Raw genomic sequence first — 16,158 nt, forward strand, 5'->3', positions numbered from 1 at the left:
CTTCTCTGGGACTTTGGGCCGCGAGCGGGCTGTCGCTGGTCTCTCGGGGCTGCGGGCTACGCGAAGACCGCGTCGATGGCCACGCTGCCGCGCGCGCCCGCGCGGGGCAGGAAGTGCGCGTACTTCCGGAGCGTGAAGCCGGGGTCTGAGTGACCGAGCCACCGGGCCAGGGAGACGACCGACTCGCCGGCCTCCAGCTGCTCGGAGGCGTAGAAGTGGCGCAGGGCATGGTAACCGTGCTCTCGGGAGGGCTCCCAGACGCGGGCTCCGTCCAGGGCGCTCTCCTCCAGCGTGGCGATGACGTCGGCGTCGGCCAGCGCGGGCTTCCAGACGTAGGAGTTGAAGTAGTTCCGGTTGATCGCCATGCGCTCACGCCCTGTTACGAGGAGGTTGTACGTCCTCGGCCGCCGGTGCTTGGCCTCGACCGGCGTCTCGGCCGGGCGCGGGTCGTCCCAGGGCATGGTGACCGGGACGGGTTCGAAGACCTTCATGTGCTGCCGTACGGCCTCGGCCACGCTTGAGGGCAGAGGCACGTCTCGGACTTTGCGCCCCTTGGGAAGCGCGAAGCACAGCTTCGTCCGTACCATCTTGACCTGGCGTCGAACGTGGACGACCTCCTCGTCGTAGTCGATGTCCTCCGCGGACAGGCCGAGCCCGCCGCATGGAGGACGCCGCCGATGCCCTGCTCGCCCACCGCGACGGCGGTGCCCCGACACCACGTCGGGGTACGCCGCCCCGGCGGCGTTCTGCATCAGCGCTTGTCACTCGACAGTCCTACGCGATCGCAGCAGTAGAGAGGTCCGGTTCCGGCGGTGGCGGGTGGCTCGCCGCCATGGGCAGGGTCAGCACCATGGTGAGGCCGCCGCCCGGTGTGTCCTCGGCGTGCAGGGTGCCGCCGATGGCCTCCGTGAAGCCGCGGGCGACGGCGAGTCCGAGGCCGACGCCGTTGCCGCGCGGGGAGTCGCCGTAGCGCTGGAAGGGTTCGAAGATGCGGTCTTTGGCCTCGTCGGGGACGCCCGGGCCGCGGTCCACGACCCGGACCTCGACCCGGTCGGCTATGGCGCTCGCCTTCACCAGCACCCGTGTGTCCGCAGGGCTGTACTTGACGGCGTTCTCGACCACGTTGGCCACGGCCCGCTCCAGGAGGCCCCGGTCGACCTCGACCATCGGCAGGGTCTCCGGCACGTCCATGTCGACACTGTCCTCGGGGACGCCGCCGAGCGCCATCGGGATCACCTCATCGAGATCCGTCTCGCGGATGAGCGGGGTGACGGTGCCGGTCTGCAGGCGGGACATGTCGAGGAGGTTGCCGACGAGGTGGTCGAGGCGGTCGGCGCCCTCCTCGATGGCCTCCAGCAGGTCCGCCTGGTCCTGCTCCGACCACTCGACGTCGTCCGAGCGCAGGGACGTCACCGCCGCCTTGATCCCGGCGAGCGGGGTCCGCAGGTCATGGCTCACTGCGGCCAGCAGCGCGGTGCGGATGCGGTTGCCCTCGGCCAGCGTCCGGGCCCGGTCCGCCTCCTCCTGCAACCTCCGGCGGTCCAGGACGACGACGGCCTGGGCGGCGAAGGCCGCGAGGACGCGGCGGTCCTCGGCCGGCAGCACGCGTCCCGTCAGGGCCAGTGCCATGTGGTCGCCGACCGGTACGTCGACGTCCGCGTCGTCGGGGACGACGCAGGGCTGCGGGCCCACGCTCCCTGCGCAGGTCCACGGTGCGACGTCGCTCTCGCGCTCCAGCAGTGCCACCGACTCCATGCCGAAGGTCTCGCGGACGCGTTCGAGGAGCGCCTCCAGCGTGGTCTCACCGCGCAGGACGTTGCCGGCCAGGAAGGAGAGGATCTCCGACTCGGCGCGCAGACGGGCGGCCTGGTGGGTGCGGCGGGCGGCCAGGTCCACGACCGAGGCGACGGACACGGCGACCCCGACGAAGATCGCGATGGCGACGATGTTCTTCGGGTCGGCGATGGTCAGGGTGTGGACGGGTGGGGTGAAGTACCAGTTCAGCAGGAGGGAACCGGCCGCCGCCGAGGCCAGGGCGGGGAAGAGCCCGCCCAGCAGGGCCGCCGCCACCGTCATGGCCAGGAACAGCAGCATGTCGTTGGCGAGCCCGACGTCCGGGAAGGCACTGCTCAGCAGCCAGGTCAGCAGGACGGGGCCACCCAGGCCGGCGAGCCAGCCCCAGATCAGGCGGGACCGGCCGAGGCGGGCGCTCCGGGCGACCGGGAGTCCCCGCCCCTTGCCGACCTCGTCGTGGGTGATGAGGTGGACGTCGAGGTCGGGCCCGGAGTCGCGGGCGACCGTGGCACCGACGCCCGGACCGAAGACGTACTGCCAGCCCTTGCGTCGGGAGACCCCCAGCACGATCTGGGTGGCGTTGACCCCGCGCGAGAAATCGAGGAGCGCCACCGGTATGTCGTCGCCGACGACGTGGTGGAAGGTGCCGCCGAGGTCCTCGACGAGGGTGCGCTGGACGGCCAGTTCCTTCGGGGACGCGGCGGTCAGGCCGTCGCTGCGGGATATGTAGACGGCGAGGACCTCGCCGCCCGCGCCCTTCTCCGCCAGCCGGGCCGCGCGGCGTATGAGCGTCCGGCCCTCGGGGCCGCCGGTGAGCCCGACCACGATCCGCTCGCGCGAGCCCCAGATCGTGGAGACCCGGTGCTCGCTGCGGTACTCGGTCAGATAGGCGTCGACCCGGTCGGCCACCCACAGCAGCGCCAGCTCCCGCAGGGCGGTGAGGTTTCCGGGCCTGAAGTAGTTGGACAGGGCCGCGTCGACCTTGTCGGGCTTGTAGATGTTGCCGTGGGCCATACGGCGGCGCAGCGCCTGGGGGGACATGTCGACCAGCTCGATCTGGTCGGCCCGGCGTACGACCTCGTCCGGCACGGTCTCCCGCTGCCGTACGCCCGTGATCGATTCCACGACGTCACCGAGCGACTCCAGGTGCTGGATGTTCACCGTGGAGACGACGTCGATCCCCGCCGCCAGCAGTTCCTCCACATCCTGCCAGCGCTTCTCGTTGCGCGAGCCGGGGATGTTGGTGTGGGCGAGTTCGTCCACCAGCGCCACATCGGGGCGGCGCGCGAGGACCGCGTCCACGTCCATCTCCGTGAAGGTGCTGTCCCGGTAGGCCAGTTCCCTGCGCGAAATCTGCTCCAGGCCGTGCAGCATCACCTCGGTGCGCGGCCGGTGGTGGTGCTCGACGAAGGCGACCACGCAGTCGGTGCCCCGCTCCACGCGGCGGTGCGCCTCGGACAGCATGGCGTAGGTCTTGCCGACGCCGGGGGCCGCGCCGAGGTAGATCCGGAGCTTGCCGCGTGCCATGTTCATCCTTCGAAGCGGTAGCCCATGCCGGGCTCGGTGATGAGATAGCGGGGGTGGGCGGGGTCTGTCTCCAGTTTGCGCCGCAGTTGGGCCATGTAGACGCGGAGGTAGTTGGTCTTGTTGCTCTGGGAGACGCCCCAGACCTCCTGGAGCAGGTGCTTCTGAGTGATCAGCCGCCCCGGGCTGGTGACCAGGATCTCCAGCAGGTGCCATTCGGTGGGCGTGAGCCGCACGTCGTGACCGCCCCGTACGGCCTTCTTGGCGAGCAGGTCAATGGTGAAGTCAGCTGTCTCGACCAGGGTCGCCCCCGGCGCGAGCGGCACCTCCTCGGTGCGGCGGACAGCGGCCCGCAGCCGGGCGAGCAGTTCGTTCATGCTGAAAGGCTTGGTGACGTAGTCGTCGGCGCCGGCGTCCAGCGCGGCGACCTTCTCATCGGACGCCTGCCGCGCGGACAGGACGAGGATCGGCACCCTGGTCCAGGCCCGCAGCCCCTTGATGACGTCGACGCCGTCCATGTCGGGCAGCCCGAGGTCGAGGAGGACCACGTCGGGCTGACGGGCGGCTGCGAGCCGGAGTGCGGTGGTGCCGTCGGGGGCCGCGTCGACCCCGTACTGGCGTGCCTGGAGATTGATGACGAGGGCACGTACGAGTTGCGGGTCGTCCTCCACCACCAGCACCCGTGTCATGGGCGTACGCCTTTCCTGTCGTATCGGGCCATGAGTGCCGGAGGCCGTACAACCGACCTCATGGCGGCGGGAGTTGGCGGAACCCGGTTCTCCCCGGACCCGCCAACTCCCCTGTGGATCGCGTAACGCCATCAGCTCTTCGCCGCGAGTTCCTTGAGCGCGATGTTGAGTTCGAGGACGTTCACCCGGGGCTCGCCGATGAAGCCGAGGGTGCGGCTCTCGGTGTGGTCGTCGACCAGCTTCTCCACCTGCGCCACGGACAGCCCGTTCTTCGCTGCGATCCGGTGGACCTGGAGGTCCGCGTACTGCGGGGAGATGTCCGGGTCCAGGCCGGAGCCGGAGGAGGTCACCGCGTCGGCGGGCACTTCGGAGGGCTTGACCGTGTAGCCGTTCACCGAGTTGTCCTCGATGACGGCCTTCTTGGCGGCGGTCACCCAGTCGATCAGGTCCTTGTTGTCGGCGGACCGGTTGGTGGCGCCGGAGAGGATCAGCTTGTACTGGGTGTTGACGCTGTTGCTGCCGAGACCGTTCTGCGGACGCCCCTGGAACCACTTCAGGTCCGGCTCCGGGGTCTCCTGGCCCTTCGTCAGCGGCAGGTTGTACGACTGCCCGATCAGGGACGAGCCGACGACCTTGCCGTCCGCCTTGATCTCGGAGCCATTGGCCTGGTCGCGGAACAGCCCCTGGGCGATACCGGTCACCACCAGCGGGTAGATGACGCCGGTCACCAGGGTCAGCACGAGGAGAGCGCGCAGGCCCGCCCAGAGCAACCGGGCCGTGTTCGTGATCGAGTTGTTCATGGCGGTCAGCCGATCCCGGGAATGAGGGAGATGAGCAGGTCGATGAGCTTGATACCGACGAAGGGGGCGACCAGGCCGCCGATGCCGTAGATCGTGAGGTTGCGGCGGAGCATCTTGTCCGCGCTGACGGGCCGGTACTGCACACCCCTCAGCGACAGCGGGACCAGCGCGATGATGATCAGCGCGTTGAAGATGACCGCGGACAGGATCGCTGAGTCCGGCGAGGACAGGTTCATGATGTTGAGCTTGTCCAGCCCCGGGTAGACCGCCGCGAACAGCGCCGGGATGATCGCGAAGTACTTCGCCACGTCGTTGGCGATGGAGAACGTCGTCAACGCGCCCCGGGTGATGAGGAGTTGCTTGCCGATCTCGACGATCTCGATCAACTTGGTCGGGTTCGAGTCGAGGTCGACCATGTTGCCGGCCTCCTTCGCGGCCGACGTGCCCGTGTTCATCGCCACGCCCACGTCCGCCTGTGCGAGCGCGGGCGCGTCGTTGGTGCCGTCGCCGGTCATCGCGACCAGCTTGCCGCCCGCCTGCTCCCGCTTGATGAGCGCCATCTTGTCCTCGGGAGTGGCCTCCGCGAGGAAGTCGTCGACACCGGCCTCCTCGGCGATCGCCTTGGCCGTCAGCGGGTTGTCACCCGTGATCATGACGGTCTTGATGCCCATGCGCCGCAGCTCGTCGAACCGCTCCCGCATGCCCTCCTTGACGACGTCCTTGAGGTGGATGACGCCCAACACCCGGGCGCCGTCGGTGTCCTCGACCGCGACGAGCAGCGGAGTGCCACCCGCCTCGGAGATCCGGTCGGTGAGTGCGCCGGCGTCCTCGGACACCTCACCGCCCTGCTCCCGGACCCAGGCGACGACCGAACCGGCCGCGCCCTTGCGGATCTTCCGACCGTCGACGTCCACACCCGACATCCGGGTCTGCGCGGTGAACGCGATCCACTCGGCGCCGGTCAACTCGCCCTGGTGGCGCTCGCGCAGCCCGTACTTCTCCTTCGCCAGTACGACGACGGAGCGGCCCTCGGGCGTCTCGTCGGCCAGCGACGACAGCTGAGCGGCGTCGGCCAGTCCGGCCTCCGTCGTCCCGCTCACCGGAACGAACTCGGACGCCTGACGGTTGCCGAGCGTGATGGTGCCGGTCTTGTCGAGCAGCAGCGTCGACACGTCACCCGCGGCCTCGACCGCACGCCCGGACATGGCCAGCACGTTGCGCTGCACCAGCCGGTCCATGCCTGCGATGCCGATCGCGGAGAGCAGCGCGCCGATGGTGGTCGGGATGAGGCAGACCAGCAGGGCCACCAGCACGACCATCGTGAGGTGGGTGCCCGCGTAGTCCGCGAACGGCGGCAGGGTCGCCACCGCCAGCAGGAAGACGATGGTCAGCGAGGCGAGCAGGATGTTCAGCGCGATCTCGTTCGGCGTCTTCTGCCGGGCCGCGCCCTCGACGAGGTTGATCATCCGGTCGATGAAGGTCTCGCCCGGCTTCGTCGTGATCTTGATGACGATCCGGTCGGACAGCACCTTCGTGCCACCGGTCACCGCGGACCGGTCGCCGCCGGACTCCCGGATGACGGGCGCCGATTCACCGGTGATCGCCGACTCGTCCACGGAGGCCACACCCTCGACGACGTCACCGTCGCCGGGGATGACGTCGCCCGCCTCGCAGACGACCAGGTCACCGATCCGCAGCTCGGTGCCGGGCACCTGCTCCTCGGACTCCCCCACGAGCCGCCGGGCCACGGTGTCGGTCTTGGCCTTGCGCAGGGTGTCGGCCTGCGCTTTGCCGCGGCCCTCGGCGACCGCCTCCGCCAGGTTGGCGAAGATGACGGTGAGCCACAGCCAGGCGCTGATGGTCCAGCCGAACCAGTCACCCGGGTCCTTGAAGGAGAAGACGGTGGTCAGTACCGAGCCGATCCACACCACGAACATCACGGGCGACTTGACCATCACCCGGGGGTCGAGCTTGCGGCAGGCGTCCGGCAGCGACTTCAGCAGCTGCTTGGGATCGAAGAGGCCCGCGCCGACACGGCCCTCGGGGGACTTGTGCCCGGTGGGTACATCGCTGTGCGGCGCCCGGGCCGGAGTGGCTGTGGACATCGCGTCCTCTTGGTTCGTTACGTCGGTGGTCATGACGCCAGCCCCTCGGCCAGCGGCCCCAGCGCGAGGGCCGGGAAGTAGGTCAGACCGGTGATGATCAGGATCGCGCCCACCAGCAGGCCGGTGAACAGCGGCTTCTCGGTGCGCAGGGTGCCTGCGGTGGCGGGCACCGGCTTCTGCTCGGCGAGCGAGCCCGCCAGCGCCAGCACGAACACCATCGGCAGGAAACGGCCCAGCACCATGGCCAGCCCCAGGGTGGTGTTGAACCACTGGGTGTCGGCGTTCAGACCGGCGAAGGCCGAACCGTTGTTGTTGGCGGCGGACGTGTAGGCGTACAGGATCTCGGAGAATCCGTGCGCGCCGCTGTTGGTCATCGAGTGGCCCGGGGTGGGCAGGGCCACCGCGGCGGCGGTGAAGATGAGCACCAGCGCCGGGGTGATGAGGATGTAGCAGGCCGCGAACTTGATCTCGCGGGTGCCGATCTTCTTGCCCAGGTACTCGGGCGTGCGGCCGACCATCAGCCCGGCGATGAACACCGCGATGATCGCCATGACCAGCATGCCGTAGAGACCCGAACCGGTACCGCCGGGCGCGATCTCGCCCAACTGCATGCCCAGCATGGTGATCCCGCCGCCCAGACCGGTGAACGACGAGTGGAACGAGTCCACCGCGCCGGTCGATGTGAGCGTGGTCGAGACCGCGAAGATCGACGAGGCACCGACCCCGAAGCGGGTCTCCTTGCCCTCCATCGCCCCGCCCGCGATCTGCAGTGCCGGGCCGTGGTGCGCGAACTCGGTCCACATCATCAGCGCGATGAAGCCGACCCAGATGGTGGCCATGGTGGCGAGGATCGCGTAACCCTGCCTGATGGAGCCGACCATGATGCCGAAGGTGCGGGTCAGCGCGAACGGGATGACCAGCAGCAGGAAGATCTCGAAGAGGTTGGTGAAGGGGGTGGGGTTCTCGAAGGGGTGGGCGGAGTTGGCGTTGAAGTAGCCGCCGCCGTTGGTGCCGACCTCCTTGATGGCCTCCTGCGAGGCGACCGCGCCGCCGTTCCACTGCTGGTTGCCGCCCATGAACTGGCCGACCTCGTGGATGCCGGAGAAGTTCTGGATGGCACCGCAGGCGACCAGGACGATCGCGGCGACGACGGAGAGCGGCAGCAGGATGCGGGTCACACCGCGCACCAGGTCCGACCAGAAGTTGCCCAGCTCACCGGTGCGGGAGCGGGCGAATCCGCGCACCAGCGCCACCGCGACGGCGATACCGACCGCGGCCGACACGAAGTTCTGCACGGCGAGGCCGGCCGTCTGCACGACGTGGCCCATGGCCTGCTCGCCGTAATACGACTGCCAGTTGGTGTTCGTGACGAAGGAGACGGCGGTGTTGAACGCCTGGTCCGGGTCGATCGACTTGAAGCCGAGCGAGCCGGGCAGGTGGCCCTGGAGCCGCTGGAGCAGGTAGAGGAAGACGACGCTCACGGCCGAGAAGGCGAGGACGCCGCGCAGGTAGGCCGGCCAGCGCATCTCGGTGTTCGGATTGGCACCGATGCCCTTGTAGATCCACTTCTCGACGCGCCAGTGCTTGTCGGAGGAGTAGACCTTGGCCATGTAGTTGCCGAGGGGGACGTAGGCGAGAGCCAGCGCCGCTATGAGCGCGAGCAGCTGGAGCACGCCGGCGAGTACGGGACCCATGCTGTGTCTCAGAACCTCTCGGGGAAGATCAGCGCGAGGACGAGATAGCCCAGCAGGGCGACGGCCACGACCAGGCCGACGACGTTCTCGACGGTCACAGCTTCGTCACCCCCTTGGCGACGAGGGCCACCAGCGCGAAGACCGCGACTGTGGTGACGACGAAGGCCAGATCGGCCATCGCGAACTCCTGGAGTGAGGTTCGGGTGGAACGGACGATTAGAGGTAACCGCTTCTGTGGCCGGATTCGGCCGCCGTTGACGCCTCTCTTACGGCGGCCCGGGCACCTTTGACGGGACTCTTACGGCGCGGGAGGCGAGGGTCACAGCAGCCGGAAGCGCAGTCGGCAGATGACCGCGTCGGTCTCCCTGCGCACGGCGTGGGCGACGACTGCGCCGCGCTGGTTCTGCAGCAGCCGCTGCCACAGCCGCTCCGGCTCGGTCTCCGGGATCAGCACGGTGACCTGGGTGGCGGGTTCCGCCGCGGCGACCTCGCGCACGTACGCGGCGATGGGACGGCCCAGGCTGCGGCTTTCGCAGGTCAGCCGGACCAACGGCACCCCGGGGTCCCACTGGGCCCAGGAGCGCTCCAGCGCGTGCAGCTGGGCTCTGTCCTCCGGGTCGGGGTAGCAGACGGTGACCGCGCGCACCTCGTCGCCCAGGGAGGCCGCCGCGGTCAGCGCCTCGGACGTCAGGCGGGAGAGAGAGGACACGGGGACGATCACCAGCGAGCGCTCGCGATGAGGGGTCTCGGGGATGCTGCCCAGGCCCAGGCGCTCCCCGATACGGGCATAGGCGCGGTGCACGGCGACGAAGGCCGCCACCAGCAGCGGCAGGGTCACCGCCACCAGCCAGGCCCCCTCCTCGAACTTGCTCGCCGTGACGACGACGGTGGAGACGCCGGTCAGCAGCGCGCCAAAGCCGTTCAGCAGGGCCTTGCCCCGCCAGCCCCGCCCTCGCTCCTGCCGCCAGTGCCGCACCATGCCGACCTGGGCGATGGTGAAGCCAACGAACACGCCGATCGCGAACAGCGGCACCAGGGTGTTGGTATCGCCGCCGGAGAACACCAGCAGTGCTGCCGAGACCACGGCCAGGGCGAGCACACCGTGACGGTGGACCTGACGGTCGGCCCTCAGGGCGAACACGTGCGGCAGGTAGTTGTCGCGCGCCAGCAGCTTCAGCAGCACCGGCAGCCCGCCGAACGACGTGTTCGCGGACAGGGCCAGCAGGATCACCGTGGCGAACTGAAGGAGGTAGAAGGCCCAGTTGTGGCCGAGGGAGGCGTCCGCGAGCTGGGCGAGGACGGTGACGCCCTCGACCGGCTGAAGGTGGAAGCGGGAAATCAGCACCGACAGCCCGATCAGCATCAGACCGAGGACGGCACCGAGCGCGACCTCCGCGTGCTGGGCGCGCTTGGCGCGCGGGACGCGGAAGGAGGGGACGGCATTGGCGATGGCCTCGACGCCCGTCAGGGCACTGCACCCGGAGGCGAAAGCTTTCAGCAGGAGCAGGGCGCCCACGGTGGTGGCGTTGTGGGCCAGCACCGAGGCGTGCCCGTCCGCCGTGGCCGTACTGACGGGGGCGGACCGGAACAGCCCAACGCCGATCAGCACGAAGATCGACCCCACGAACACCACGGTCGGCACGATGAACACCTTCGCCGACTCGACGATGCCCCGCAGGTTGACCGCCGTGATCAGCGCCAGCACGGCCAGGCACAGCCACAGCCGGTCGCCGTACAGGGCCGGGAAGGCCGAGGTCAGCGCGGCCACCCCGGCCGTGACGGCGACAGCGACGTTCAGGACGTAGTCCAGGACCAGCGAGGCGGCCGCGACCAGGCTCGTGCGTGCGCCCAGATGGGTCTTCGCCACGGCGTACGACCCGCCACCGTCGGGGAAGGCGGCTATCACCTGCCGGTACGAGGCGACCAGCACCGCCAGCAGACCCGCGATCGCCAGGGTCACCGGGAGGGTGAACCCGAGGCCGTGGGCGCCGGCTGCGGCCAGCACGAGGACGATCGCCTCGGGGCCGTAGGCCACGGACGCCATCGCGTCGAGGGAGAGTGCGGCAAGACCTGTGACGGCGGTCAGCCGGTGGCGCTCGCCGGTATCGGGCGGCTCCTCGTCGGCGGGGGTCGCGCCCGGCTCGACAGTCAGGACGGACATGAGTGCGTGCTCCTTCTTCCCTTGGCCGCGCACGAGGGCTGTGGTGTGCGCGGTGCACTCAGGGTGTGTCCGTTTCCGGCTGGGACCGACTGCTCCTTGCGAGTTCTTCGCGCCGAACGGGCCGACTTTGACGGGTCCTTGACGGTGATGTGGCCCAGGTGACAGAGCCGTGAGAACAAGGCCGTCAGAGTGGCGTCAAAAGGGAGGCGATCCGGCCATGCGGATACCTACGGTCGGCGCATGGCACCCCGCAACGGCGCGCGCGGCCCCGCGGACGCGGCGCACGACCTCCTCTGGGCGCGGGACGTGCGGGACTCGGTGCGCTGCGCCGGCGTGCTGCTCGCCCTGACCCTCCTCCTCGACTGGGGAACGGACCGGCTGTCGCTCTGGCGCGGCGCCCTGTGGGTCGCCTCGGCGCTGCTCCTCTTCCTCGTGCTGTGTCCCGCCCGCGTCCGGGCCGGTGAGGATTGGTTGTCGGTGCGCCGGCTGCTGCGCGAGCGGCGGGTCCGTACGGATCTGCTGGTGTCCATCCGCTGCCTTGACGGCGTCTCCCAACGGCTCGTGCTGCGGGACGCGTTCGGCGGCCGGGTGGAGATCGACCCCGAAGTCCTGGTGACGAACCCGCCGTTGTGGTTTCGTCTGGAGGCCGGCGCCAGAAAGGCGGCGGCCGGTGGCACGCTACTGTGCGGAGCGTCCGCCTTGCGCCGCCTCTCCCTGCGCGTCGACCGCGAGGCCGCCCAGGCCGTCTTCAAGGTTTCCGGGCTGGAGTGACGCCCTCGGAGACAGCCTTTTCTGGAGTCGTCCCTTCACGCACCACCTACGTTGCGCGCACCACGCGGGTGGTGCGGGCCGGTCGGGGAGGGCACCGACTCCGTCTGCTCGGCGAAGGGCAGCGACACGACCATGGTCAGGCCGCCGCCGGGGGTGTCCTCGGGGGTGAGGGTCCCGTTCATCGCCTCGGTCAGGCCCCGGGCGAGGGCGAGTCCGAGGCCGAGTCCGGTGGTGTTGTCTGTGTCGCCGAGCCGTTGGAAGGGCTCGAAGAGGCGGTCGCGGCCGGTCGGCGGGAGGCCAGGGCCGCGGTCCACGACCCGCAGTTCGACCCGGCCCGCGAGGGCGCTGGCGGTGACCAGCACCTTCTGCCCAGGTGGATTGTGGCGGGCAGCGTTACCGACGAGGTTGGCGACGACGCGCTCCAGCAGCGGCGGATCAGCCAGCACGGCCGGGACCTCCTCCATGTCCCGCACCTCGGCCCCCGGCACGTCCGCCAGCGCCATCGGGAGCACCTCCTCCAGGGTCGTGGCCCGCAGATTCAGTGTGAGGACCCCCGCTTCCAGGCGGCTGAGGTCGAGGAGGTTCTCCACGAGGCGGTTCAGCTTGGCCATGGACTCGTCGGCCGTGGCCAGGAGTTCGTCGCGGTCCTCCGGCGAGAACTCCACATCACGGCTGCGCAGCGAGGTCACGGCCGCCCAGCCGGCGGCGAGCGGAGTGCGCAGGTCGTGTCCGACGGCCCGCAGCAGCGCCGTACGCATCCGGTCGGCGGCCCTGACGGGCTCCACCTCTGCCGCCGCCTCCGCCAGCCGGGCCCGCTCGACGGCCGACCCCACGTGCGCGGCGAACGCGGCCAGCACCCGCCGCTCGGAGGACGACAGGGTGCGTCCACGCAGCGCCAGCCACGCCTCCGGCCCCGCGGGCACCACCGTGATGTCCTCGGCATCGGGCGGCTCATCGACGAGTTCCGCCGTCTCCATGCCGAAGGTCTCCCGGGTGCGTTCCAGCAGTGCCGGGATCGTCGCTCCGCCCCGCACGATGCTGCCGGCCAGTGACGACATGGTCTCGGCCTCGGCCGTGGCCCGGGCCGAGCGGCGGGACAGACGCAGCGAGCGGTCGACGACGGCGGCCACGGTGACGGCCACCGTCGCGAACACCCCGAGCGCGAGAAGCGCGTTGGGGTCCTCGAGCGTGAACGAGCCGATGGGTGGGATGAACCAGTAGTTCAGCAGCAGGGACGCCGTCACCGACGCGATCAGCGCCGACAGGACCCCGCCTATGCAGGCCACGCCGACCACCGTGAGCAAGAACAGCAGCGCCTCGCTGGTCAGGTTGACCGTCCCGCGTACCTGGGTGAGGACGACCGTGAGCAGCACCGGCAGCACCAGACCGGCCACCGGCCCCGCGATCTGCCGGGCCGTGGACAGGGTGCGGCGCCGGGACGGCAGCAGGGTGCCACGGCCGGCGCGCTCGTGGGTGACGCGGTGGACGTCGATGTCGCCCGACAGAGCGGTCACGGTCTCTCCCGTGCCCGGCCCCGTCAGGAACCGCTCCAGGCGGCCCCGGCGGCTCGTGCCGAGGACCAGCTGGGTGGCGTTCTCGGCCCGGGCGAAGTCCACCAGCGCGGAGGCTATGTCGTCGCCGACGACGGAGTGGTAGCTGCCGCCGAGGTCCTCCACCAGTTGGCGCTGACGGGTCAGTGACGCGTGCGAGACCCCGGCGGCGAGTCCGTCGCTGCGGGCCACGTGCACGGCGAGCAGATCGCCGCCGGCCGACCGGGCGGCGATCCGGGCGGCCCGCCGGACCAGCGTGTCGCCCTCCGGCCCGCCGGTCAGCGCGACGACGACCCGCTCCCGTGTCTCCCACACGCCGCCGATGCCGTGTTGCGAGCGATAGTCCTGGAGGGCCTCGTCGACCCGGTCGGCCACCCACAGCAGCGCGAGCTGGCGCAGTGCGGTGAGGTTTCCGGGCCGGAAGTAGTTGGCGAGAGCCGCGTCGACCTTGTCGGGGGCGTAGATGTTGCCGTGCGCCATGCGGCGGCGCAGTCCGTCGGGCGGCATGTCCACCAGCTCCACCTGGTGGGCGCGCCGGACGATGTCGTCGGGCACCGTCTGGTGCTGCGGCACGTGCGTGATCTTCTCGACCACGTCGTTGAGGGACTCCAGGTGCTGGATGTTCAGCGCCGTGACGACGTCGATGCCGGCGGCGAGCAAGGCCTCGATGTCCTGCCAGCGCTTGGGATTGCGGCCGTTCCCGGGGACGTTGCTGTGGGCGAACTCGTCGACGATCGCCACTTGCGGGTGGCGCGCGAGGACCGCGGCGAGGTCCATCTCCTCGAACTGCCCGCCACGGTACGAACATCGGGTTCGCGGGATGACCTCCAGGCCGTCGAGCATCTCTTCCGTGCGGGACCGGCCGTGGCATTCGGCGAAGCCGACCACCACATCCGCGCCGCGGGCGGCACGGCGCCGCCCCTCGTCGAGCATCCGGTAGGTCTTGCCCACCCCCGGGGCCGCCCCGAGGTAGACCTTCAGTCGTCCGGGCCGTACGTCACTCATCGCCGCCGACGCGCTCCGCTCACTGGCTCAACTCCCACGGGAGACGGGTTGCTTCCCCCTACCGATCCCTACCGAAGCGCTTTCGAGGGCCGGCCGGTGCGGGTGTTAGCGCGTTCTTGGCGCCGATCACGGCGACCTTGACACTGTCTTGACATCCCTTGGCCGGATAGGGTGAACGCGGTGTGCCGGGAAGTCTGGTCGGCGGGGAGTCAGAGTGGCTCCTTCGTAGTCCCAGGGGGACGGCATGCGCGGCGTCGGCACGGTTCTGGCTCTGGTCATCCTGGCCACCGTCGTGGCGACCTTCGCCCGCCGTTGGCGCATTCCCGCGCCCTCCCTGCTCGTCGTCGCCGGCCTGACTGTCGCCATGCTGCCGGGCACCCCGGACATCGAGATCAGCCCGGAAATCATCGGCCTCGTCGTACTGCCACCACTGCTGTACGCCAGTGCGGAGGAACTGTCCTGGCGTGAGCTGCGCGCGGTGTGGAAGCCGGTCGGGATCCTCGCGATCGGACTGGTGCTGGCCTCCGCGGCGGCCGTCGGCTGGGTCGCGTCGCTGGTCACTCCCCTGTCGTGGCAGATGGCTTTCGTGCTCGGCGCGATCCTGGCCAGCACCGACCCGGTCGCGGTCACGGCCCTGGGCCGACGGCTCGCGCTGCCGCCGAAGGTCCAGATGCTCGTGCAGGCGGAGAGCTTGTTCAACGACGCGACCTCGCTCGTCCTGTACCGCGTCGCGGTGAGCGTCGCCGTGGCCACCGCGGCGGTCGGCTGGGGCTCGGCAGGCAGTGAGTTCGTGGTGCTCGCGGGCGGCGGCACGCTCATCGGCGCCGCGGTCGCCGGGGTGGTCGCGCTGATCCGACGGCGCACCGAGGACCCGGTGCTGGAGACGGTGATCGCCCTGGTCACGCCGTACGCCGCCTATGTCCTCGCGGAGGCGGCACACACCTCCGGGGTCACGTCCGTGGTGGTCGCGGGCGTGGTCCTCGGCGGCCGCGGCGACCGGCTGACCAACGCCCGCATCCGGCTCCAACTGCACGCTGTCTACGGCACCGTGGTGTTCCTCTTGGAGAGCGTGGTGTTCTCCCTCATCGGCCTGGCCCTGCCCGCACAGGTGCAGGCACTGGACGACGGCGACCGGGCCTGGCCGCTGTACGCCCTCGCAGTGGCAGGCACGCTGATCGCGGTACGGCTGCTGTGGCTGGCGCCCCTGTCGGCCGTGGTGCAGCGCAAGGGCGGCATCCAGCGGATGAACTGGCGGGTGCCGCTCGTCCTGACCTGGGCGGGCACCCGGGGAGTCGTCCCCCTGGCCGCAGCCCTCTCCATCCCCGAGACCACGAAAGCGGGTGCGGCACTGGCGGACCGTCCCCTGGTCCTCGTCCTGACCACCTCGGTCGTGGTCGTCACCCTCGTCGTCCAGGGCTTCACCCTCGCCCCGGTGGTGCGCCGCTCCGGCATCGCCCTGGAGCCCGACCACACCGAGCGCGAGGAAGCATCAGCCCGCTGCCACCTGGCCGACGCCGGCATCCGCCGCCTCGACGAGCTCTCCGACCTCGAAGCCGTACCGGACGTCGTCGTCGAACGCCTCCGCCGGGGCCTCACCGCCCGCCTCGACGACGCCCGCGACCGCCTCGCCGAAGACAACACGAACGCGGCTCCGGCCGGGTCCGCCGACCTTGTCTACCGCCGGCTGCGCCGCGACCTGATCGCCGTGGAAGCCCTGGAACTGCAACGCCTCTACGACGACCACGCCATCAGCGACACAACGCGGAGGAGGCTCCAGCGCTCCCTCGACCTGGAGGAGGCCCGGCTGGCGGATGCCTGAGCGGCGCTCGGCGAGGCTCCGCGAAGCCCGACGATGCAGGGACTTGGGGCTCCTCGCCCTGACGACCGCCGTCTGACAGCTCAACCGATTGCGTTTCGGAGCCGGTCAACGGCTTCCGCCAGATCGTTGAAAGCCTTGTTCTCCTGCTGCCCGGTAGTACGGGAAGCCGACAAGATGCTGTCGCGACCTCCGCGGATCCGAGCGTAGGCGTCAAAGCAGATGAGGACCTCTTGCACCAACTCCCGG

11 protein-coding genes are annotated in these 16,158 nt (G+C 70.2%); 2 read left to right on the top strand and 9 right to left on the bottom strand.

The genetic code is table 11. The features are described from left to right. Positions 1 to 56: 56 nt before the first annotated feature. The 8 genes from M2157_RS12925 to M2157_RS12960 all read right to left on the bottom strand — a co-directional run bounded on the left by M2157_RS12925 (position 57) and on the right by M2157_RS12960 (position 10,767). Positions 57 to 533, bottom strand: coding sequence for an integrase (locus M2157_RS12925; RefSeq protein WP_348541789.1), 477 nt, complete (start codon positions 531 to 533; stop codon positions 57 to 59). Positions 534 to 774: 241 nt separating this feature from the next. Then, entirely contained in the window at positions 775 to 3,321 is a 2,547-nt protein-coding gene (locus M2157_RS12930) for a sensor histidine kinase KdpD (RefSeq protein WP_280865319.1), read from the bottom strand. 2 nt (positions 3,322 to 3,323) lie between these two features. Then, on the bottom strand, positions 3,324 to 4,007 hold the full coding sequence (locus M2157_RS12935) for a response regulator transcription factor (RefSeq protein ID WP_280861964.1): 684 nt from the start codon (positions 4,005 to 4,007) through the stop codon (positions 3,324 to 3,326). Between the two features lie 131 nt (positions 4,008 to 4,138). Continuing rightward, positions 4,139 to 4,807 (bottom strand): potassium-transporting ATPase subunit C, encoded by a 669-nt coding sequence (locus tag M2157_RS12940; RefSeq protein ID WP_280865320.1) that lies wholly within the window; start codon positions 4,805 to 4,807, stop codon positions 4,139 to 4,141. 5 nt (positions 4,808 to 4,812) lie between these two features. Beyond that, positions 4,813 to 6,945, bottom strand: a complete 2,133-nt coding sequence (gene kdpB / locus M2157_RS12945; RefSeq protein ID WP_280861966.1) for a potassium-transporting ATPase subunit KdpB — start codon at positions 6,943 to 6,945, stop codon at positions 4,813 to 4,815. Next, positions 6,942 to 8,606: a potassium-transporting ATPase subunit KdpA gene (kdpA, locus tag M2157_RS12950; protein WP_280865321.1), complete on the bottom strand. Its 1,665-nt coding sequence runs from the start codon at positions 8,604 to 8,606 to the stop codon at positions 6,942 to 6,944. Before kdpA ends, kdpB begins: the two co-directional genes overlap by 4 nt. Positions 8,607 to 8,614: 8 nt before the next feature. Continuing rightward, a complete protein-coding gene (kdpF, locus tag M2157_RS12955) occupies positions 8,615 to 8,704 on the bottom strand; it encodes a K(+)-transporting ATPase subunit F (protein ID WP_037770757.1) in 90 nt (29 codons plus the stop codon). 221 nt (positions 8,705 to 8,925) lie between these two features. Next, entirely contained in the window at positions 8,926 to 10,767 is a 1,842-nt protein-coding gene (locus tag M2157_RS12960; protein WP_280861968.1) for an APC family permease, read from the bottom strand. A gap of 240 nt (positions 10,768 to 11,007) precedes the next feature. Between M2157_RS12960 and M2157_RS12965 the strand changes: the two genes are divergently transcribed. Then, positions 11,008 to 11,538, top strand: a complete 531-nt coding sequence (locus tag M2157_RS12965; protein WP_280865322.1) for a hypothetical protein — start codon at positions 11,008 to 11,010, stop codon at positions 11,536 to 11,538. Positions 11,539 to 11,573: 35 nt separating this feature from the next. On the opposite strand, the gene M2157_RS12970 is transcribed toward M2157_RS12965, so the two are convergent. Continuing rightward, positions 11,574 to 14,093: an ATP-binding protein gene (locus M2157_RS12970; protein WP_280865323.1), complete on the bottom strand. Its 2,520-nt coding sequence runs from the start codon at positions 14,091 to 14,093 to the stop codon at positions 11,574 to 11,576. A gap of 244 nt (positions 14,094 to 14,337) precedes the next feature. On the opposite strand from M2157_RS12970, the gene M2157_RS12975 reads away from it, so the two are divergent. Further along, entirely contained in the window at positions 14,338 to 15,912 is a 1,575-nt protein-coding gene (locus M2157_RS12975; protein WP_280865324.1) for a Na+/H+ antiporter, read from the top strand. Positions 15,913 to 16,158: the final 246 nt, after the last annotated feature.

Origin of the sequence: Streptomyces sp. SAI-127, from assembly GCF_029894425.1 — a bacterium.
Classification (GTDB): domain Bacteria; phylum Actinomycetota; class Actinomycetes; order Streptomycetales; family Streptomycetaceae; genus Streptomyces.